The organism is Micromonospora ureilytica (assembly GCF_015751765.1).
Lineage (GTDB): Bacteria > Actinomycetota > Actinomycetes > Mycobacteriales > Micromonosporaceae > Micromonospora > Micromonospora ureilytica.
This window is the reverse complement of record NZ_JADOTX010000001.1, coordinates 1,467,558-1,487,832: the sequence shown is the minus strand read 5'-3', so window position 1 is coordinate 1,487,832 and position 20,275 is coordinate 1,467,558. Positions and strand designations below refer to the sequence as shown.

Below are 20,275 nucleotides of genomic sequence, written 5' to 3'. Positions count from 1 at the left end.
CGGTGCCCTGCCGTTTCCTTCCCGTGTGGTCGGGGGTAGACCTCGAGGGAAGGACACCCGTGACCACACCGTTTGGGCTGAGCACCGTGCTCGGCTACCCCCGCATCGGCCCGCACCGAGAGCTCAAGCACGCCGTCGAGTCCTACTGGGCCGGCCGGATCGACGCCGACGCTCTACAGGAGACCGCGGCCGGCCTGCGCGCCGAGGTGTGGCGCTCGCTGCGCGACGCCGGTCTCGACGCCGTGCCGTCGAACACGTTCTCGTTCTACGACCAGGTGCTCGACACCACGGTCCTGATCGACGCGGTACCGGACCGTTTCCGCCACCTCGGCCTCAGCGACCTGGACACCTACTTCGCCATGGCTCGCGGCACGGCACGGGAACCGGCTCTGGAACTGACCAAGTGGTTCGACACCAACTACCACTACCTGGTGCCGGAGGTCGGCCCGGACACGGTGTTCACCGCCCGCCCCGACAAGGCGGTGCGGGAGTACGCCGAAGCCAAGGCCCTCGGCGTCGCCACGCGGCCGGTGCTGGTCGGGCCGGCGACCTACCTCCTGCTGTCCAAGGCCACCGGAGACACTCCGGAAGGGTTCCGGCCGTTCGACCGACTCGATGACCTCGTCGCGGTCTACGCCGACATCCTCGGCACGCTGGCCGACGCTGGGGTCGCATGGGTCCAGCTCGACGAGCCCGCGTATACCGCCGACCGCACCTCGGACGAGATCGCCGCGCTGCGTGCCGCGTACCGTCGGCTCGGCAGCGTGGAACACCGGCCCCGGTTGTTCGTCGCGTCGTACTTCGGTGACCTCGGCGACGCGCTGCCGGCGCTGCTGGGCACTCCGGTCGAGGCGGTGGGCATCGACCTCGTCGCCGGGCCGGCGAACCTGAAGAGGCTCGCCTCCGCCGGGCCGCTGCGGAGCAAGACGATCGTCGCGGGGCTGGTCGACGGGCGCAACATCTGGCGTACGGACCTGCGCGCCGCCACCGCGACCGGGGCGGTGCTGACCGGGCTGGCCGACCACGTCGCGGTGTCGACGTCGTGCTCGTTGCTGCACGTGCCGGTGGACCTGGCCGCCGAACCCGACCTCGATGACGACCTGCGTGCCCGGCTGGCGTTCGCCCGGCAGAAGGTCGACGAGGTCGTGGCGCTCGGACGCGCCCTACGCGACGGCGTCGGCGTCCTACCCCCTCCCCCACCCGCCGCACCGGCAGCCTGGCGCAACGACGCGGTCCGCGCCCGCCTCGACGCGCTGCGGCCCGAGCACGTACGACGGGGGCCCTACGCGGAGCGAGCCGCCAAGCAGCAGGCCCGACTGGGCCTTCCGCCGCTGCCCACCACCACCATCGGGTCGTTCCCCCAGACGCAGGAACTGCGCCAGGCCCGGGCGGCGCACCGGGCCGGCCGCCTCGACGACGCCGGTTACGCCGAGCGGATGCGCGCCGAGGTCGCGCACGTCATCGCAGTGCAGGAACGACTCGGGTTGGACGTGCTGGTGCACGGCGAGCCGGAACGCAACGACATGGTGCAGTACTTCGGGGAACAGTTGGCCGGGTTCGCCGCCACTGTCAACGGCTGGGTGCAGTCGTACGGCTCCCGCTGCGTCCGCCCACCCATCATCTACGGCGACGTCACCCGGACCGGCCCGATGACCGTCGCCTGGTCCACCTACGCGCAGTCGCTGACGAACCGGCCGGTCAAGGGCATGCTCACCGGCCCGGTGACGATCCTGGCGTGGTCGTTCGTCCGCATCGACCAGCCCCTCGTCGACACCGCCAACCAGGTCGCCCTGGCCCTGCGCGACGAGGCCCGCGACCTGGAGGGCGCCGGCATCCGCGTCATCCAGGTCGACGAACCCGCCCTACGGGAGACGCTGCCGCTGCGCCGGGCGGATCAACGCACGTACCTGGACTGGGCCGTGGGGGCGTTCCGCCTGGCCACCAGCGGAGTCGCCGACGCCACCCAGATCCACACGCACCTGTGCTACTCCGAGTTCGGTGAGGTCCTGCCCGCGATCGACGCCCTCGACGCCGACGTCACAAGCATCGAGGCGTCCCGGTCGAAGATGGAGATCCTCGACGACCTGCGCACCACCGGCTACCAACGCGGTGTCGGGCCCGGTGTGTACGACATCCACTCCCCCCGCGTACCGGAACAGGCGGAGGTCACCGACGCCCTGCGTCGCGCCGTCGCCGCAGTGCCCGCCGACCGGCTCTGGGTCAACCCCGACTGCGGCCTGAAGACCCGCGGGTACGCAGAGATCGAACAGGCCCTGACCCGCCTCGTCGCGGCCGCCGCCGAAGTCCGCAGCACGCTCACCTGAGCGCACGGTGGGGCGGCGCGCCGCCCCACCGTGGCCCCTGGCTTCGCGGCGCCACCGATGTCCGTCCCGGCCGGTCCGGCGCGGCAGCGTCAGCCGACGTCGAGGGGCACCCGCCGAGCGCGGGAGTCTGGGCGGCCGCCGAGGATGCCGGCGAGGATCTCCGCGCCGTCGACGACCCTCGGGCCGGGGCGGTTGAAGTAGGCAGGCCCGTCGACCACCCACACCTGCCCCCGACGGACCGCGGGCAGGTCCGCCCAACCGGGTTGCGCGGTCGCCACGGACAGCTCGTCGACGGTTCGCTCGGGCGTGAACCCGCACGGCCCGAACACCACCACCTCGGGAGCCAGGTCCGCGACCACCGACCACAGGTGCGGGGTGCTGTGCGCGCCCGGCCCGAGCAGCAGCGACCGCCCGCCCGCATGGGTGATCTGCTCCGGAACCCAGTGCCCGCCAGGCATCAACGGGTCGAGCCACTCGACGAACAGCACAGTCGGCGCTCCGGGCACCGGCCCCGGCAACGCGGCGAGGCGACGCTCGGCGTCGGCTCGGATCTCCGCCGCCCTGCCTTCGGTACCGGTCAGCGCGGCCACGGCATCGACCGTGTCCAGGATCCCGTCGATGGTCCTCGCCTCCAGGGACATCACAGTGGTGTCGAGATCGATCAGACCAACCGCGTCGTTGACCCGCTGGTAGGAGACCGCACACACGTCGCACAGATCCTGGGTCAGAATCAGATCCGGCTTCAACCCCTCCAGCAGGGCGACGTCGAGCTGGTACAACGACGATCCTCGGTGCGCGTCACCGGCGATCGCCGCCGAGATCTCCCGGCTCGTCAAAGTCTCCGGCAGGGACGTCGCGGTCACCGTCGGAATGTCGGCCAGAGCCCCCGGCGGCCAGTCACACTCGTGGGTACGCCCGACCAGGTGCCCGGTCAGGCCAAGCATGGCCACGATGTCCGTGGCCGCCGGCAACAGGGAAATGATCCGCACAACCGCCTGCCTACCAGGCGCGACCGATCCACGTCCACTCCCCGACAGCGAGACCACGGCGGCCATCAGTGTGGTCAACGACCGTCTCAGCTCAGCACGCCTCGACTGGTTTGCGGTAACGGGGTTGCCAAGCGGTCACGCGGTATCCCGCCTTCTCGTACAACCGAACGCTGTTGTTCGGATTTTCCGCGACCGTGCTGAGTCGGGCCGTCGAGACTCCCGCTTCCGCCAAGATGCGGAGCGTGCGCCTCATCACCGCAAGACCGACGCCCCGCCGGCGCCACGCGGTGCCGACGGCAACCCACGGCGTCCGGGCGGTGCCGTCGGCCTGCAACTCGTTCACCACGACCGCCGCGATGTCGTCCCCCGCCCACACGACGCACCAGATGTCGATGTCCTGGACGTCGCGGAGGTACTCCTCGTAGGTCCTGGGCCGGTAGCCGTCGCGTGCTCCCGCGAAGCACTCCTCGATCACCTGGTGGATCTGGGGGTGGTGGGCATCCTCGACCGGACGTTGGGTGAGCCCTTCGGGCAGCCGAATGTCGCCGTCCGGTAGACCGTTCAGGTCGTGGGCCATGTCAACGGCCGTGAACGCGACCCGGTAGCCGCGAGCTGTCAGCAGTGCCAGATTGCCCGGTTGGTGCTCGCCCACGTTCGCGCCGAAGACGCTCCGGCCGCCGACCGGCCTGCTGCCGTCGAACTCGATGGCACGTGCCTCCTGCCAGCGCAGCATGGCGCTGCCGATGCCCCGTCGGCGCCACGCTGGTTCCACACATCCGCTCAGCAGGTAGACCCGGGTATCGGCCGCTTCGGACCACCAGTCCATCCAGGTGAAGCCGATAATTCGCCCCGAGTCGGCTTGGGCGATCAGACAGAACGGGTGTACGCCGTTGGGGTCCACGCTGGTATCGGGACCGGGCAACCAGAAATCGCCGTCGGCCCGGTGCACCTCGGCACGGACGGCCTGGACGCCGGCAATGTCACTGGCACCCGCATAGAGCCGCATCGTGACGCCAGCCTCCACCAGTGAACCGAACTGCTCTACCGCCACTGTCCCGCCCTCTCCGTGCCAGTTCTTCGGAGGACTGCACGCCCGGTCATCGCGACGACCGTCGCACCCGCGCTACGGACCGCTGCTCTCGATGTTAAGACGTACACGCGGAGAAGCCCATTACCGGTTGATCCGCTAACGGGCTTCTGACCTGCACGAACTGAGAGTGGGCGATGCCGGTACCGAACCAGTGACCTCCTCGGTGTGAAGTCTCGGACGGCTGTCCTACCCTGCCGAATGCCTCGCGGGTCAGTGAGTAGAAAGCCGGTGGTTCAGAAACGGACGACCACGCTACGGTTCGCGGATGAGCATCCTGCCCGGCGCGACGAAGAAATCGTTCGCGGGTCGCGATCTTCGGCATCGCACACTTGATAAGCACTCATTCAAGTTGTGTGATTTCCGTGGCGTCGACCTCCGGGGCGCCTCCCTCCGCGGTGCCAGCTTCTCTGGCTGCGATCTGCGGGATGCCGACCTGCGTGACACGGATCTGTCCTACGCGCGGTTCAGCTATGTCGTGACGCACGATCCGGAGTACGGACGAACGGATGTTACCGGGGCCCGGTGGAACGGCGCCAACCTTCGAGGCGTCACCGTCGAGCGCGTCATTGGGTGGCCGCGCGGTCTCTCAGACTCCGGGGTTACGTCCGGTTGACGTGTCGGCACCCGGTGCCACTCTGGCCCTCGTCGAGGACGCCAGCGCGGCTGCTCACCGACCTCGACGTCCACCCCAGAGCGCCATGCAGGTGCTGGACTACCCGTTCAAGGCTGCATGACGAGGCACTAGTTACCGACGCCGAGGCTCGCCATGAACGCCGCCGGGTAACGGTCACCGCGCACGGCACCCTTCGGCACGGCAGCCTCGATCTCTTCGAGATCATCGGCCGACAGCTTCACGTAGGGCGAGGCTCCCGGCAAGGCAGCAGTCGACCAAGATCCGATGCCCCAACCGGAAGCCTCGCTGTTGTCCTACCCTGCCGCGATTCCCCTGTCCGACCGCACCCTCATTTGCCTCGCTGACCTGATCCGCAACCACCGAACGCAGGTGGAGAATCGCGCAGCGCTTGGCTGGCGGTTCAACAAGTTTGACCCGAGTACCAGGCGTTGGATACGGCGTTGGCGCCGCCGATGTCCCACGTTCCCGGGCCGATGCACCAGGTCCAGTCGTCGCGGGGCCACGTCGCGTCGACGTAGATGAGCACATGGGTGTTCCCGCAGTGGTTGTACCAGGCCGTCACCGCGTCTTCGTAGTAGCCGCAAACCTGCGCGGCGACGTCCTCGCTGCCGGGCTTGGCCTGCTCCGAAACCGCGGTGGTTTCGGGTTGGGACAGGCGGGAGCCGGCGCCCGGACTTGCCTGTGCCACGGTCCCGGACAGGGTGAGTGCGCCGAGGATCGCGGTCACTGCCGAGATCCGAAACGCCGTTCTGTACCACATTTTCACAATGGTCTCCTGTCAGCCGCCGCTGCGGCCTAGATGATGCTGCTGGCTGCATGAAGTGATCGATGTACTTCCTCGCGCTCCTTCCATCGCGAAAACACGGACCGATGTAACACGCTCAAGTGAACCTTCTTCCGTAAGGCGGAATCAGATTCAACCCTGACTGAGCGGACTTCCTAAGATAAGAGTGCACGCCACAGCCGGGTCTGTCGTTACTGGTAAGCGCACAAGTCTTTAGTCTGCGCGTACTCTCGCGCACTGCTCGCGGAACTGGCGTGGCGAAAGGCCGTAGGCGCTGCGGAACGCCTGGCTGAAATGCGCCGGGCTGGTGAACCCCCACTGGGCGGCGATCGTGTGGATCGGGCGCGCGCCTAGTTGGGGGTTGGCGAGGTCGCGTCGGCACTGCTCCAGGCGACGCTCGCGGACCCAGCCGGCGACCGTGCGCCCTTCCTCGTGGAACAGCTTGTGCAGGTATCGCAACGAGATGTGATGCGCTGCGGCGATCGCGTCCGGTGTCAGGCGCGGATCGCCCAGATTCTCTCGGACGAAGGCGTAAATCTGAGCCATCAACGCTCGCCGTTGGGTGTGGGAGGGCACCGCGCTTTGGACGTCCAGCGCGTTGGCCAGTGCCGCTGTCAACACGTCAATGGTGAGGGTGGACAGCCGGGCGGCGTCCAACGGACTGAGTTCGTCCATGTGCCGGGCAAGGCGCAGCAGGAATTGTGAAGATAACGCGCCGATGCCTTGGGCGCCAGGGATGCGAACTGCGCTCAGGCGCCGCAACTCCCGAGGGGGCAACGGCAGCAACGAGCGCGGGAAGCGCAGGAGCAGCAGCTGACTAACTGGCGCATCCGGGGTGAATTCGGCCACGTAGGGCCGGGAGGTGTCATACAGTATCAGGTCCCCCACGCCGAAATCTGTGCGCTGGCCGTCTTGCGTGATCATGCCGCCACCGCGCACAAGGCAACCCAGCTTGAACACCTCGGGATCGGCCTGCCGAATGAGCTTGGGAGTACGGTGGACCGAGTGCGGCATCGTGGTCATTAATGTCGCCTGCACGGGACCGAACTCGCTGATTCCGACCTGAGCCCGAAATCCGGGCTCCCACTGCGATTCACAGCGTAAATCGTAGGGCACCCAGAGCTTCGAGTTTACCTCGCGCCAGAAGGCGAACCCGTCTTCAACCGGGACCTCGGTGGTGCTGACTACGTCCATGACTCACCTTCGCGCTGTCGCTGCAGGGGTCAGACCACGATAGCTTGGCGTCGATATAGCGGCGTTGCGATGTTATGGCGCGGGTCAGGAATTGAGGGCTGTTCATCGTGATGGGCCTGGTCGCGATGGGTGGCAGGCAGCGTGTGTCGACATAGGACGAGGCTCCCGGTAAGACAGCCGTCGACCAAGACCCGATGCCCCAACCGGGAGCCTCGCTGTGCTGTCCTACCCGTCTGCGGTCGCGCTGTCCAGCCGCACTCTGAACCACCTGGCCGACCTCATCCGCGCCGAACGCACCCGCCGCCGCGGCCGGTGGCGACGTCGTGATGCCGGCAGGCCCTGCTCACCCTGGCCCATCTGCGTAACGGTGACACCATCGCTCGACTGGCCTGCGGCTTCGCGGTCAGCGTCACCACGGCCTGGCGGCACGTCCGAGAAGCCATCGACTTGCTCGCCACGCAGGCCGAGGACCTGAACGCGGCCATGCGGCGCATCGCCAGGATCGCGTACGCGATCCTGGACGGCACCCGGATCCCGATCGACCGAGTCGCGGACCAGAGGCCGTACTACTCCGGCAAGCACAAGCGCCACGGAGTCAACGTGCAGGTCATCGCGGACTGCAAGGGACGCCTCATCTGGGCCTCGCCGGACCTGCCCGGCGCCGTGCACGACCTGACCGCCGCCCGCACCCACGGCCTGAACGACGCGCTGACCAGCGCCAACGTGATGACCTTCGCCGGCAAGGCGTACCAAGGCGTCGGCGGCAGCACCCGCACGCCGTTCAAGCCCCGCCGTCACCGGCCACGATTGTCCCGCCGGCAGAAGACCGTCAACCGGCACCAAGCCAAGATCCGCGCTGTCGGCGAGCGCGCCGTCGCCACCCTCAAGGGCGGGGAAGATCCTGGCCAAGCTACGCTGCTGCCCCCGACTGGGTTTGGGCTGGTCGGGCTGCGATGTATAGGGCGAGGATGGCCTTGATGATCGCGGTGGCGCGTTGTCATTGGCTGTCAGAAATAGGCACTGAGCTGCACAGACACGATCAAGTCGTGAACGCTTCTTGTCACTGGTTGTCAACCTCAGGCGGGGGTTTTCGGGGGTAAACGAGGACAGGCCGACAGAACGTCGCCAGGTTCCGCCACCCCGCTCCCCCACATCGAGTGGCGCCGACAGTGACCTCTCGCGGCGGGCCCAGTCCTGTAGATCGGTGAGTTGGGCGTGTTCGGCGGGCAGTGACACCGTGAAGTACGCGGTCTCGCGGCTGGTCCTTCCACCGGTGGTGCGGGTCCGGATGATCCCGACTGCCTGCTCTGCGTGGGGGAGTCGGATACCACCGGGAGTTCGCAGGGTGATGGCCTTGACGGTTCGGGTCTCACGGCGGCCATGACCGCGATCACGGCGCCGGTCCCCGACAGGCACGTCCGGCCAGGGTAGGGCTTTGAGCTGGGTGTACAGGATGGGCTGGTTAGCTTTCGCCGGGATCATCAGGTGGGCGCCCCGGGCGGCGATCTCCTGCGCGTGGGCGGTCTGGGTGTGCAGAGCGTCGGCGATGAACAGCAGACCCGTCAGGCTGCCCATCACCTGCTCGACCGCGTCGAGCAGCGGCGCGAACGCGGGGATTTCGTTGGACTTCGCGGCGATGGTGACCTGGGCCAGGATGATGCCGGTGCTGGTATCCAGCGCGGAGAGCAGACGGACTCGACCGCCCTGGCCGCAGCGTGCTCCCCGCAGGGCCTTGCCGTCCACGGCGATCACCGTCCGGTACCGGTGTGGTCGGGATTCGACCGGTCGGACGCGGGTTCGTAGCCAGTCGGCCAGGACGGTGGACAGCAGCGCGTCGTCGAGGCGGGTCACCAGGCGCCATACGGTCGTGCCCACGGGCATCTGGTCGCCGAAGCCGAGTTGGTCGCGGGCTTGGTCGTCCAGATCTTGGAGCCAGTCGGTGATCGCGGCGAACGACGATGCGCCAGCCAGGACCGCGCACACCGCGACCGCGAGGAGACCTGCAGCGGGTACCGCACCCCGCGAGGGTCGCGGGGATCCGGTACGCGCGACAAGACGCGTAGCAGTCCTGACATCTCACCCTCGGTGACGATGGGTGGTGACGCGTCGGGGTAGCCGGCGACCACGGACGGTGCGGTGATCGGGCTTGATGGCGTCGGCGGGTGAGATCCTCGGGGCGTCGTGAAGCGTAGAGAACTCCATGATCACCGGTGCGGTCTCACCCGCTCTGCTCGCCTCCACAAAGGCCACTCGCCGCGAGGACTCCCCAGCTCAGCGCAGCCGTCAACCGACTACGCGATCACCCTGCATCACACCGATTCCCCGCCACAGAGGACGACCGCACCTCGCTTTGCGAGTAGCTCGTCCGACACGCCGCAGGCCGGCTCCAATGGCGACCAGTCGCTCGATCGCTTGCCATTGGAGCCGGCCCGCTCAGGTCAAGGGCGCATTACCGGGACGAGAAATCCGTCACCCGGACATCGGTCAGTGAGTGGCGGTGAAGTCGTACAACTCCGACGCGGTGTCGTCGAAATACGGTGACCACCACAAGGTCGGTGCCGCGTACGAGTTGAGCGTGCTGTTGACCCCGTTGAGGTAGCCCCAGTTCCCATCCCAGTTGATCAACCACGGGCCGCCGCTGGCGCCTGCGGTCAGGTCGCAGTTGATGCGGATCCGCGCCCCGGACTGGGTCGAGTTGCCGCTGCACCTCAACAGGTTGCCGCCGTCGAACGGCGCGCCGCTCGGATAGCCGAAGTTGTTGATGCCGACCGTGAAGCCCTGGTGCGTACGGAAGCCGTGGCCCCCGAACTGGTTCACGATGTGGACGCCGTTGCGGGTGTTCATGATGGCCACGGCCATGTCGGCCTCCCAGTTGGAGTTGTCGATCCAACTGCTCCAGGTCCACAGCTCGCGGGCCGTCCAGGTGCCGTGCGGCCGAGGGTTGGCCAGGTCATCGTCGTACGCCGGGACGAACGACCAGTTGGTGGCGAGACTGCTGCCGGGGCCGCCGTGGATGCAGTGGCCAGCCGTCCACACGGTGTTGAAGCCAACCGAGTTGATGACCGCGCCGGAGCAGACCCACGATCCGCCGTCCATGTTGAAGAAGACCTTGCCGTTGGACCGGGCGGTCGGGTGGTTGGAGCCGAGGTTCGGGTTGATGGCCTGCGTGGACATGCCCGGGGTACCCATCAGGCCCGCCACCGGAGGCACATCCACCGGCCTGGACCGGCTGGTCGGCGCGGCAGACGAGGTCCCTCCACTCTGGGCAAAACGCCGTGCCGCGGCCTTGTACGAGGGAGACTCCTCGACGGGCCTGGCATTGCGCATCCGCTCGGGCGTCCAGTACACCTCGATCGCCGCGTCGGCAGTCACCTGCGCGCCGTACCGCTGCCTGCCGGCCGCCCACGCCTCGGCGCTGACGGCCGTACCCACCTGACGGATGCTGTCACCGTCGGCGTGCGGAGCCGCCTGCGCCGGCTGGCCGACGGTCAGCAGCGGCAGGGCCAAGGCCAAGGCCAGGATGAGGTGCCTTAGGCGCCGCCCGGTATTCCTGGGTTGCATGTAGACCACTCCCTTGTCGGGTCGAGTTGCCGGACCTGAATTCGAGTGGAGCCCCCGATTCCGATCCGGCGATTTGCTTCACAATGAGCGCGGCGCCTACGTTTTTCAATGGGAATCGGTCAGTAACTGTTGTGGACGATCCCACACCGCAGCGAGGTATCTGCTGAGGTCCGCACCATTCAGAGGCGACTCGTCGCTGTTTGATACAAACCGGTTTCTGGGCTCATCATCGGCCTGTAGGCCTGCCGTTCAATGAGCGCGCAAGGGCGCTTATCCGGCGCCAAGGCACACGAAAGCGGCAGCCGTGGCGAGGTCCACCGGGTCACCGGTGGCGCGCAACACCTGCTGTGCCTCGGCGAGGGCGGGCGCGGCAGGTGTGCCCGCCCGCAGTCGACGGTGCAGCTCGGTCATCAGTGCCACGGTGCGGTCCGCGGGCACCGGCAGCAGCGCCGCGACGAGCGTGCGGGTGCCGCTCGCCAGCAGTGCCGAGACGAAGCCCATGAGTTCATCACCGAGGGTGGCTTCGGCCCGTCCGCTCTCGCAGGCGGAGGCGATCACGCATCCCGGAGCCGTGCTCAGCCGCTCCAGTTCGTACGCGAACAGCGGGCCGTCGGCGAGCTCCAGGGTCGAGAAGAGCGGGTTGTCGGCACGGAACGTTCCGTGCGTCGCGATGTGAGCCAGGCGCGCACCGGACAGGGCTGCGGTGACCGTGTCCACCGTAGCCTGCTCCCCTACCAGCGCAGTCGCCTCGGGCCACAGCGCCGCGAGTGCCGCGACCTCACTGAGCGCATCCGGCAGGCGCGGACCGGCGACCAGGACCGGCCGCCCGCCGGGTGCGGACCGTTGGGTGGCGGCGAGCCAGGTCGCGGCCGATGGTGCGATCGTGACCGGACGCCCCACGCAGGACGGCAGTGCTGCCCATGGCAGCGCGTACAACGCCTGGCCGGGCACGATGACCAATGGCAGGTCGCCGAGCCTGCGCCGGATCGGGCCGAACAGGTCTGCGTCGACCAGGCCGGCGGAGTGCTCGAGTGCCGCCGACGCCCCGGCCGAGGCGCCCAGCGTGACCAGTCGCCGCAGGGCGAACCGGATGCGTCCCTGGTGCTTGAGCACGGCAGGCAGCGCGCAGAGATCGTGCAGGCTGGCCCGCCCGTCACGCACCAGGACCGCCCAGATCCGGTCGCCGTGGCTAAGCAGCTCGACGAGAACGGCCGGGCCGAGCTGAGCGGTGATCGCCGCGATGTCAGGGACGCAGACCGGCGTCCCGTCTCCGGTGCCGGCGCCCTGGCTCCGTCGGGCCAGGTCGCGTACGTTGGCCTCGAGTGCGGACTGCTGGCGCAGCATCGCCGCGAGCTGCGAGCCGCCGGCCAGCGCGACGTCCTCGGCGTCGCGGGCCGCGACCCGCAGGCGGGCCAGTGCCGCGGTCAGCTCCGGGTCGGTCGACGGACTCACGGGCTGGATCCGCAGGGTGCTCGCGCGCCACCGTTCCGCCCAGGCCAGGACCCGTGCGGGTGCTCCGGTGGCGATGGCGAGTTCCAGACCTTCCCGGGCCAGCTCCTGCCCGTGAGCGCTGCTGCGCGCCCGGAGCTCGGACGTGCCCAGGGTCACGCGATATTCGTCGAGAACGGACAGTCCGCGTTGAAGCGTGGACATGGCGGCTCGGTCGTCGCCGTCCAGGCGGTGCAGTCGCGCCTGGGCGTGCCAGCCCTGGGCCCGTTCTGCCGCCAGTCCGCCGCGCCTGTGCCTGGCCGCCAGCGCCAGCAGTGTTCGGGCCTGGCTTGGCCGGTTCACCGCGAAGGCGACCGTCGCCGCCTCGTGCCAGGCCGTCAGAGCGAGACCGGTCAGGCCGGCCGAGGCCAGCGTGGCGGCGCTGTCGCTCAGGGCGCGCAGTTGGGCCGGGGTCCTTGTACCCTGTGCGAACCGGGCACGCAGCTCGATGTGGCGGGCGAATGCGTACCACACTGGGCGATGCTGTCGCCGGAACCTCCGGTATGCCGCCGCCGCGGAGCCTGCGGCCCGCTGCGGGTCACCGGCGAGCAGTTCAGCACGCGCCCTGGCCAGCAACGCCTCGGCGAGATCGGAGTCAAGCCCTCGGTGGTGCAGTTCCGCCACGGCGAACTCCGCCATCGCCGCCGCCTCCCCGATCAGCGGTACGGCGGCAAGCAGCTCGAACCGGTCGAGCAGCAGGCCGGGGCGCGGCACGTCGAGGCGGCGGTACTGGCGTTCGGTGTCGGCGAAGATCTCCAGCGCCCGGGCCAGGTCGCCGCAGCGAGCCGCGAGATGCCCGACGTTCCAACGGCAATCGGCTGCAGCAAGATCCAGGCCGAGTTCGCCGAAGAGTTCGGCGGCCCGTTCCAGATCTGCTTCACCCGACAGGACGTGATCGCCGATCGGCAGCACCGCCCGATTGTTGCGGGCCCGGGCCTCCACCAGCCGATCGCCTTCCCTTCGGGCGACATCGATGGCTGCGCCGTAGTCGACGGCCGCCTCTGCGTACCGGCCGCGGAAATGTTGCACGACGCCGCGCTGCATCAGCGCCTGCCCGGCCTCGGCGCCGCTGAGCTGCGGCAGCGCGGCACTGACGGCGTGGTACGCGGCGGCGGTTCTCCCCGCGGCTGCGAGCACATAGCCGAGGCTCATCTGGGCCATGGCCAAGATCTGCGGCGACCCGCTGCGGCGACCCGCGGCCACCGCACGACGTAGGTGCCGCTCTGCCGCCACGAGGTCGTTCATCTCCTTGTGAGCCAGGCCGAGGGCCCGCTCGGCGACGGATCGCTCCTGAGCGAAGCCAGTACGCCCGCAGCCGACAAGGACCTCTTCGGCCAGGACGATCGCCTCGCGCGGCTGGTGCTGCCGTAACGCCAGCGCACGCGCGGCGAGGTCGGCCAGCTCCTGCCGGCCGGCAGCCGACGAGGCGGCGGAGCCCGCCTTGATACGGTCGGCTTTATGGATGACCATCGCGAATAGACATCCTAGCCTTGGCAACGATGCATCGGCATCCACAAGGATGGGAGGGCGCCATGCGTATCGAGCCTGGAAGGCTGCGTCGGCGGACCGTGTTTGCGGCGGGAGGGGCCGCCGCACTGGGAGCACTGCTGCGCCCCGGGCGGGCGATCGCCGCTCCCGGATGGTACGAGCAGGCATTCCAGTCTGTCGTGGCCGCCGACCCGAACATCCGCGCCCACCTGACGCCCGGCCAGGAGTTCTGGTATCGGCCCCGGCAGCTCCTGGTCGCTCCCGCCGACCTTGGCCGCGTCATGGCGCGCCTGACCAACCTCGGGTACGTCGTCGCGACCGGCGCCCCGTTCGCAGGTGTCGCCCGGGTCATGTTCAGGGTGGATGTCGACATCAAGGCGATCGTGGATGACCTGCGCAATCGGGCGAACTGGGCCGCGTCCGTCCCGGTGGTGCAGCCGCACCACGTCGTTGTCGGGTACCCCAACATCATGGGCAACCCGGGCGATGCGCCCGCGTCGCTCGCGGTGTCCGTCGCACCGGCGACGGGCTCTACGGGCTCCGGCCAGCTCGTAGGCATCTGCGACACCGGGATCTGGGCCGACGCGACCAAGAGGCACCCGCTCTGGTTCGCCGGCAGCTACGCTGCCGCACCGGCCGACATCGATGAGCTTTACCAGGGGAACTCCACGCTGGCGTTGCAGGCAGGCCACGGGACCTTCATCGCCGGCGTCCTGCGCCGGACGGCTCCGTCGATCATGTTCGATCCGGCCGTCGCGCTCACACCCCACGGGATCGGCGACGAGGCCTCGGTCGCGGCAGCCCTGGCGTCGCTGAACCCGACCGTGTCGTATGTCAACCTCTCGCTGGGCTGCTACACCATGGGCAACGTGCCCTCGTTGCCGCTGGCCAACGCGATCGCCAGCCTCGCTCCCACGCCGAGCGTGGCGCCGGTGGTGGTGGCCGCGGCGGGCAATGCCGGATCGGCCCGGCCCACCTGGCCGGCGGCGCTACCGGGTGTCGTCGCGGTCGCGGCGCTGCGCACGGACGCCCTGCTCGGCCAGGTGCCGACCGAATACAGCAACTTCGGACCCTGGGTCGACCTGTGTGCCATCGGCGGACATCAAGGACCGTACGTCACCGGTCTGCTCGCCCCGCCCGACCAGAAACCATTGTCCTTCGACGGTTTCGCAACCTGGCACGGAACCTCGTTCGCGGTTCCGTACGCCATCGGCCGGATGGCCAAGCTGGTCACCAACCTCGGCATCAGCCCGCAGGCCGCCGCCGCCTCGCTGTGCGTCGGACCCAAGCCGTACGCCGGATACGGCGCCATAGTGCCGTGAGCGGTAAACAGGTGACGCACGTCGATCTGGACGCCACCGTCCGGGCGGCCGCCGGCGGGGACCGGCGGGCATGGGAGACGCTGGTGACCCACCTGATGCCCATGATCGTCGCGACCATCGAGGAGTGCGGGCTGAGCGGCCCGGACGCCGCCGAGGTCAACCAGACAGTGTGGCTGCGCGTGGTGGAGTGGCTGGAGCATCTGCGTCACCCGGCAGCGCTGCCGAAGTGGATCGACACCACCACCCGACGGGAGTGCCTGCGCGTGCAACGCACCGCGGGCCAGCACGCGCACCTCGTCGGCAGCGAAGACGAGCTGATGAGCCGGGAGACCGAGCCCTTGGACCCGATGGAGGCCGCGCTGCGCGAGGAGCAGTACCACGCGCTGCGTACCGGCTTCGCCCAACTGCCGGACCGATGCCGTGAGCTGTTGAGCATGCTGCTCGGCGAGCCGCCGATGAGCTACCGCGACATCGTGACAAGGACCGGCATGCGTATCGGCAGCATCGGGCCCACCCAACGCCGGTGCCTTGACAAGCTCCGCGCGAGCCCGACGGTGGCCGCGCAACTCGAGCGTGGGCGGACGGTGACGAGGTGAACGGGCGGCGGTGGGATGACGACCGTTGGTTGGTCACCGATCTGCATACGGCCCTGTCTCCCGGCGGGCTGTCATCAGAACTGCTCCGGCAGCAGGCGCTTTCCGCATTCGACATCGGCCGCACCCACAGCCAGGCCATCCTCGCGGAGCTGGTGTTCGACTCAGCCTGCGATCCCGAGCCAGCCGGTCCGATCCGGGCGGTCGGTTCCGCGCGCCTCCTGGCGTTCCGCACCGACCGACTCGCGATCGACATCGAAGTCACCGAATCCGGCTTGGTCGGACAGGTTTACACCATCGACGGCACCGACCCGGCTGCCCCCGACGAGCCTCTCCTCGAGGTGGTCGGCGAGACCCCCCAAGGCGTCTTCGGCCACTCCCCACTCGCCGAGTTGGGCGGGTTTGAGTTGCCACTGCCTGCGCCAGGGCCGGTGCGGCTGCGGGCGATACTCGCCGAAGGAACCATGGTGACGAGCTGGCTTGTCCTGCGTTATCCGCGCTGACTGACCTGACCTCCCCACCTCGACGATCATCGCGGTCGGCGTGGGGATCTTCCCAGCAGGTCTGGGGCTGTCTCGCTAACGGCACCGCTCTTGTCAACCTGCGGGCAGCAGAGAGGTCTCCGACAGATCCACAGACCCCAGTCCCTGTCAAGGTGATGTTCGTGCGGTCACGGTCCGAGGCAGGTGCCCTGAGGTAGCGGGCCGGCGGCGTGTACCTGGTCCGGATCCTTGTGGAGGCGCTGGTATCCGTAGACGCAGACCTGTCCGACGAGGACGCCGAAGGCGACGGTGTCGGCAACGGCGGGATCGTCGGGGCGGGCCATCCGGACCTGGGGGTGATTCTCGCTGACCGTCGCCAACAGCGACCTGACATGTTCCGGTGTCGCCGGTTGCTCGGCCCAGGCCATGACGGCGTCGCAGGGTTCGTGTTTGACGTTGCAGCGATTGAGGACGTCACCGGAGAGAGCGCGCGCGACGGACTGTCTGGCGGTCTCGGCGGCCCGGGCCTGAGCAGGGTCCAGCGGCGTGCGCCGGGCGAGGTCGGCGAGGAAGCGATCACAGTAGTCGGCGTCGGCGTCGCTGTTCCTGAAGCAGGCGACACCGGATCGCGACGAACCGGGTGCGCCGTGGCCGGCGGATTTGCCGGTGGAGGCCGGCCCGCAGCCGCTGAGCGCGACGGTCACGATGGCCGCCCAGGAGGCGAGCCGCCGGCGGCGAGTCGGGTGGGGCGTGTTCGGTGGTGTCATGACCGGACGCTGGGCCAGTGCGGCCAGGACTGCCGGAGCTGCGGCGGCGTGTCGGCCGTGCGCGGCCATACCCGTAGCCGGTACACGTCGGCGGCGTCGTCGCCGGCCTCGGGGAAACGGGCGGACACCCGCAGCCGGCACGGGCCGGCCTTGGTGAGGCGGACGGTGCCGTCTTCTATCTCGCCGGTCGTGAGGAAGAGCTCCAGCTTCCCACTCGGCACGTCGACGTCGATGTCGACTTCGTGATCCCAGTCGTGTCGGTCATCCGGCGGCTCGTCGGCCCATTCCTCGACGGTGAATGGTGTGCCGCTGCTGTCCGCGCGGGGAGTCACGATGTTCACGATGCCGTCGGCGGCGCCCACGAAGTGCCCGGATTCGACTGCGTCGTCCCACGAGTCGTCGAGGCCTGCCAGGTCGCCGTCTTCCGCGTCGCTGACCAGCACCTGGCCGTGTTGCACCCAGACCGACGCGCGATGGACCGCGAGTGGCGCTGCCATGCCGGTCAATGTACCTCCGAAGCGGGGTGCGGCGACGGCAGCCGCCGCACCCCCCGTGATCATTTTTGGATGTTCACCCGCCCCGAGATCGTGGTTTTCGGTACGGCCGCGTCGACGTCGTAATCGGCGCCTCGGCTGGTGTCGAATGTGGTGGCGTCGGTGGGATAGCTGTTCGGCCCGCCGGTCCAGACGACCATGCGGAACTGGTCCGGTCCTGGTCGGCAGCCCGGAGCGCCGCCGTTGTCGCATCCGTCATAGCCGTAGAAGACGAAGCCGTAGCCGGCCTGGCCGTCGACGGTACCCCGGCCCTTCGCCGCCATCTTCCCGTCCGGCGTGACCACCAGCCAGTCCAAGCCGTCGCCTCCGGAGGTGTCGAATCGGAAGCCGGTCCCGGTGAGCCAGGTCCGGGCGTCACCCACGGGCACAGTGTCGTTCGGCGCGTAGTACCTGGCGGCGAGATGGAACCAGGCTTCCCCGGAGGCGCCGGGTGTCGTCGTCAACGATCCGGCCGGAGCGGCCACGGAACCGTCGGCGTTGACGAACCCCGCGTGCGGGTCATAGACGATGATCATGACAGTTGCGGAGTCGGACGCGCCGTCGTCGTCGGTAACGGTCACGCCGATGGTGAACATGCCGGCTCGGGTGAAGATGTGCGATCGGTTGCAGTTGTCGGCCGCCCCGAACGAGTCGCTGCGGGAATCGTCCCAGTTGATGGCACAGGTATGGGTGTCGTTCGCCCCGGAGTCGGTGAAGGTAGCGGCCAGGTCGACCGGGGTGTTCACCCTGAACAGCTGCCACGGCCTCGGCCCGCTGAGTTGTAGCACCGGCGGGGCGTTGCCCACCGTGACCAGAGCGGTGTCGCTGCGGGCGGCGTCGATTCCGTCGTCGGAGGTGAGGATGGCCTCGAATACCCCGTCGTCCTGGCAGGTGATGTATGTGTCGGGCGCCTCGGCATCTTGGAAGGTGCAGGTCGCGCCGGCGTCGGTGCCGGACACCGGCCGTACGCTCCAGCGCACCGAACCCTCCTCGGCCGCGTCGGCGGCGCCGGCCAGGCGGATCATCGAGCCTTCCGTGCCGGATACGTCCGGTCCGGCGTCGACGACATTGTCGTTGCCCGGGTCGTACACCGGGGTGTCCGTGATGTTGACGTAGAAGGCGTCGCGGTCGTACTGCAGGATGCGGTCGCTGCTGAAGTATTCACCCAGACGACGACCCGCACGGCGGTTCTGCGAGAGGTTCACCGCCTTCACCGAGAAGTCCCAGGTCGTGTTCGCGGCGCCTTCGCTCGTGCTGGCGAACGGGTACTCGTCACAGTCCTGGTAGCTGGTGTCCGGCGGTGTGGGCAGGCCGAGCCCGATGTAGTTGTCGCGCTCGGTTCCATTCCCGTAGCACGCGGCGTTCTTGTGGACGCCGTTCTCCTTGTACTTCGGATCCGTGTTGGGGATACGGTGCAACGGCGGATCGTTGCGGCTGCCCGTGAACTTGCCCGGGATCCTCTTGTCGCGCGGGGGGCTGACGAGCGGGTACGTCGCGTTGGGGTTGTCCTGAGCTTCGCGGATGTGCACTGCCACCTCGGCGACTCCGTCAGTGGGTTTCGGACCCTTGTCCTGGGTGGAGTACTCGAGGTGAGGAATGACGTCGTTGAAGATGCACGCCTCGGGTTGCTTCGGCCTGTTGAAGTACGCCGCCGAGTCGCACCGCATCGATCGTGACGCGGTGTGGCCTGGTGCGATCGTCTTGTACTCGTCCTCCGCCCCGCCCTGGAACGTGATCTGCCACTCGTGCAGCCATTTGTAGTCGACGTCGCTCTCGGACTGCGTGGGCTTGGTGGAGGTGATGTCCCAGGAGACCCAGTCGGGACCGTCGTCCCAGTCGCCGAACGTCTTGGACACCGCGTAGCCGCCGAGGACGCAGCGGGTGTCGTCCAACACGTTGTTGATGCACCGCACGTCCACGACGAGGTGCTGCTTGGGGGCCTTGGTGATGTTGTCGATCGGACCCCAGTCGTAGGCGGCCGAGTCCTCGATCGTCTTGAGGAACACTCGAATGCTGCGACTCTGCTTGCTCCCGTACGCCATGACCAGGAAGTTGATTTTGCTGGTCCCGACCTCCTCGACCGGGTTGCCCTTGTTGTCGACCTCCCAGTAGTGGACATTCGTGTCGCTCTTCAGGCAGTACAGGTACCGGTTGTGGACTCGACCGTAGTCCGAGTCGGCGCCGGCGGCGTTCAAACACTCATTCTGATCCCCTTCGAGCGGACTCGTCGGCAGGTCGTTGCCGGGTGCGGCGGCCGTCGTCGCTCTGGGCTGGCGGTCCAGGGTGGACGACTCGACGAAGCTCCGTTGGTTCTCGGCAATCGCCCGTGTCTTGGCACGGTCGCCTAGCTGCTTCTGGGTGAACGGCATTCCGCTCGGTTGCTTTCGCGGCGGCACGGAGCCGCCGTCGGCAGCCGCGCCAGCCGTCGCGTCGACGACGCCGGAGTCGCCGTCGATCATGGCGCTGTTCTTGTGCCCGTTCTTCCGTACCGGCGTCGGTGCGGAACGTTCCGCGGTGGTCGATGACGGGCCGGGCTCGGCGAACGCCTGACCTGGCACCGGCAGGCCGAACGCCACGCCGGCCGCTGTCACCACAGCGAACCGGCGTACGAAGACGCTGCGGCGGCTTCTGGAAATTTGTCTGAGGTTGTCTTTCGGTGGCGCGAAGAATCGCGGCATACCACTCTCCCTGAAAAAGTACCGGCGGACATGTGGCAGCGGTGTGTGCTGAGGTGCCTGGCTCGCGCGTCCGCGAGACCTGGCCGAGGGGGATGAGGGCGAAGGCGACACCGTCACTGTCGCGTCAGCGGCGTGCATCCCTTTTCGAACGCCGATATGCGGCGACTACGCCGGCATGCCGCGCCTGGCTTCTCCCTTCCGTGCAGCAACCACTGCGAGCGAGACCGAAAGGGGCATACCGTTCTTAGGATCCGTACGTGCAGCGACGGCAGTCAGCCGTCGAAGCCCCCGTCGTACGCTGTTCGGGACGCTATCGAAGGCGGTCTTTATCTTCAATGGATTATCGGG

14 protein-coding genes and 2 pseudogenes are annotated in these 20,275 nt (G+C 68.4%); 6 read left to right on the top strand and 10 right to left on the bottom strand.

Annotation, left to right across the window (positions count from 1 at the left end):
- Window positions 1-59: 59 nt before the first annotated feature.
- Window positions 60-2,324 carry a 5-methyltetrahydropteroyltriglutamate--homocysteine S-methyltransferase gene (metE, locus tag IW248_RS06505; RefSeq protein WP_196926124.1) on the top strand — a complete coding sequence of 755 codons (2,265 nt, stop codon included), beginning with the start codon at window positions 60-62 and terminating at the stop codon, window positions 2,322-2,324.
- Between the two features lie 89 nt (window positions 2,325-2,413).
- On the opposite strand, the gene IW248_RS06500 is transcribed toward metE, so the two are convergent.
- Window positions 2,414-3,313, bottom strand: a complete 900-nt coding sequence (locus IW248_RS06500) for an ABC transporter substrate-binding protein (protein WP_196926123.1) — start codon at window positions 3,311-3,313, stop codon at window positions 2,414-2,416.
- A 91-nt stretch (window positions 3,314-3,404) separates the two neighbouring features.
- Window positions 3,405-4,364 carry a GNAT family N-acetyltransferase gene (locus IW248_RS06495; protein WP_196926122.1) on the bottom strand — a complete coding sequence of 320 codons (960 nt, stop codon included), beginning with the start codon at window positions 4,362-4,364 and terminating at the stop codon, window positions 3,405-3,407.
- A 304-nt stretch (window positions 4,365-4,668) separates the two neighbouring features.
- Here IW248_RS06495 and IW248_RS06490 point away from each other — a divergent pair, with 304 nt between their 5' ends.
- A complete protein-coding gene (locus tag IW248_RS06490; RefSeq protein WP_196926121.1) occupies window positions 4,669-5,016 on the top strand; it encodes a pentapeptide repeat-containing protein in 348 nt (115 codons plus the stop codon).
- Between the two features lie 421 nt (window positions 5,017-5,437).
- Here the strand turns inward: IW248_RS06490 and IW248_RS06480 are convergent, their stop codons facing one another.
- Both IW248_RS06480 and IW248_RS06475 read right to left on the bottom strand, forming a co-directional pair.
- On the bottom strand, window positions 5,438-5,764 hold the full coding sequence (locus IW248_RS06480) for a DUF6355 family natural product biosynthesis protein (RefSeq protein WP_196930466.1): 327 nt from the start codon (window positions 5,762-5,764) through the stop codon (window positions 5,438-5,440).
- A gap of 270 nt (window positions 5,765-6,034) precedes the next feature.
- A complete protein-coding gene (locus IW248_RS06475; RefSeq protein WP_196926120.1) occupies window positions 6,035-7,015 on the bottom strand; it encodes an AraC-like ligand-binding domain-containing protein in 981 nt (326 codons plus the stop codon).
- A 217-nt stretch (window positions 7,016-7,232) separates the two neighbouring features.
- On the opposite strand from IW248_RS06475, the pseudogene IW248_RS06470 reads away from it, so the two are divergent.
- Window positions 7,233-7,943, top strand: a pseudogene (locus IW248_RS06470) (transposase family protein); the annotation flags it as partial.
- Between the two features lie 320 nt (window positions 7,944-8,263).
- Here IW248_RS06470 and IW248_RS06465 read toward each other — a convergent pair.
- The 3 genes and pseudogenes from IW248_RS06465 to IW248_RS33655 form a co-directional block, all read right to left on the bottom strand.
- A pseudogene (locus tag IW248_RS06465) lies at window positions 8,264-8,998 on the bottom strand (ISAs1 family transposase); the annotation flags it as partial.
- A 501-nt stretch (window positions 8,999-9,499) separates the two neighbouring features.
- Window positions 9,500-10,528, bottom strand: coding sequence for a trypsin-like serine peptidase (locus tag IW248_RS06460; RefSeq protein ID WP_196926119.1), 1,029 nt, complete (start codon window positions 10,526-10,528; stop codon window positions 9,500-9,502).
- Window positions 10,529-10,846: 318 nt separating this feature from the next.
- Window positions 10,847-13,660, bottom strand: a complete 2,814-nt coding sequence (locus IW248_RS33655; protein ID WP_196926118.1) for a CHAT domain-containing protein — start codon at window positions 13,658-13,660, stop codon at window positions 10,847-10,849.
- Here IW248_RS33655 and IW248_RS06450 point away from each other — a divergent pair.
- The 3 genes from IW248_RS06450 to IW248_RS06440 are packed head-to-tail and all read left to right on the top strand — an operon-like array spanning window position 13,597 to window position 15,970.
- Window positions 13,597-14,874 (top strand): S8 family serine peptidase, encoded by a 1,278-nt coding sequence (locus IW248_RS06450; RefSeq protein ID WP_196926117.1) that lies wholly within the window; start codon window positions 13,597-13,599, stop codon window positions 14,872-14,874. The two genes, IW248_RS33655 and IW248_RS06450, sit on opposite strands and share 64 nt — an antisense overlap.
- Entirely contained in the window at window positions 14,871-15,470 is a 600-nt protein-coding gene (locus IW248_RS06445; protein WP_196926116.1) for an RNA polymerase sigma factor, read from the top strand. The genes IW248_RS06450 and IW248_RS06445 overlap by 4 nt, the downstream gene beginning before the upstream one ends.
- Complete coding sequence (locus IW248_RS06440; RefSeq protein WP_124819145.1) at window positions 15,467-15,970, top strand: hypothetical protein; 504 nt, start codon at window positions 15,467-15,469, stop codon at window positions 15,968-15,970. Before IW248_RS06445 ends, IW248_RS06440 begins: the two co-directional genes overlap by 4 nt.
- A 167-nt stretch (window positions 15,971-16,137) precedes the next feature.
- On the opposite strand, the gene IW248_RS06435 is transcribed toward IW248_RS06440, so the two are convergent.
- From IW248_RS06435 to IW248_RS06425, 3 genes are read right to left on the bottom strand one after another with little or no spacing between them, the layout of a single operon-like run.
- Complete coding sequence (locus IW248_RS06435) at window positions 16,138-16,716, bottom strand: hypothetical protein (RefSeq protein ID WP_196926115.1); 579 nt, start codon at window positions 16,714-16,716, stop codon at window positions 16,138-16,140.
- Complete coding sequence (locus tag IW248_RS06430; RefSeq protein ID WP_196926114.1) at window positions 16,713-17,213, bottom strand: hypothetical protein; 501 nt, start codon at window positions 17,211-17,213, stop codon at window positions 16,713-16,715. The genes IW248_RS06435 and IW248_RS06430 overlap by 4 nt, the downstream gene beginning before the upstream one ends.
- A gap of 59 nt (window positions 17,214-17,272) precedes the next feature.
- Window positions 17,273-19,927: a NucA/NucB deoxyribonuclease domain-containing protein gene (locus IW248_RS06425; protein WP_196926113.1), complete on the bottom strand. Its 2,655-nt coding sequence runs from the start codon at window positions 19,925-19,927 to the stop codon at window positions 17,273-17,275.
- Window positions 19,928-20,275 lie beyond the last annotated feature (348 nt).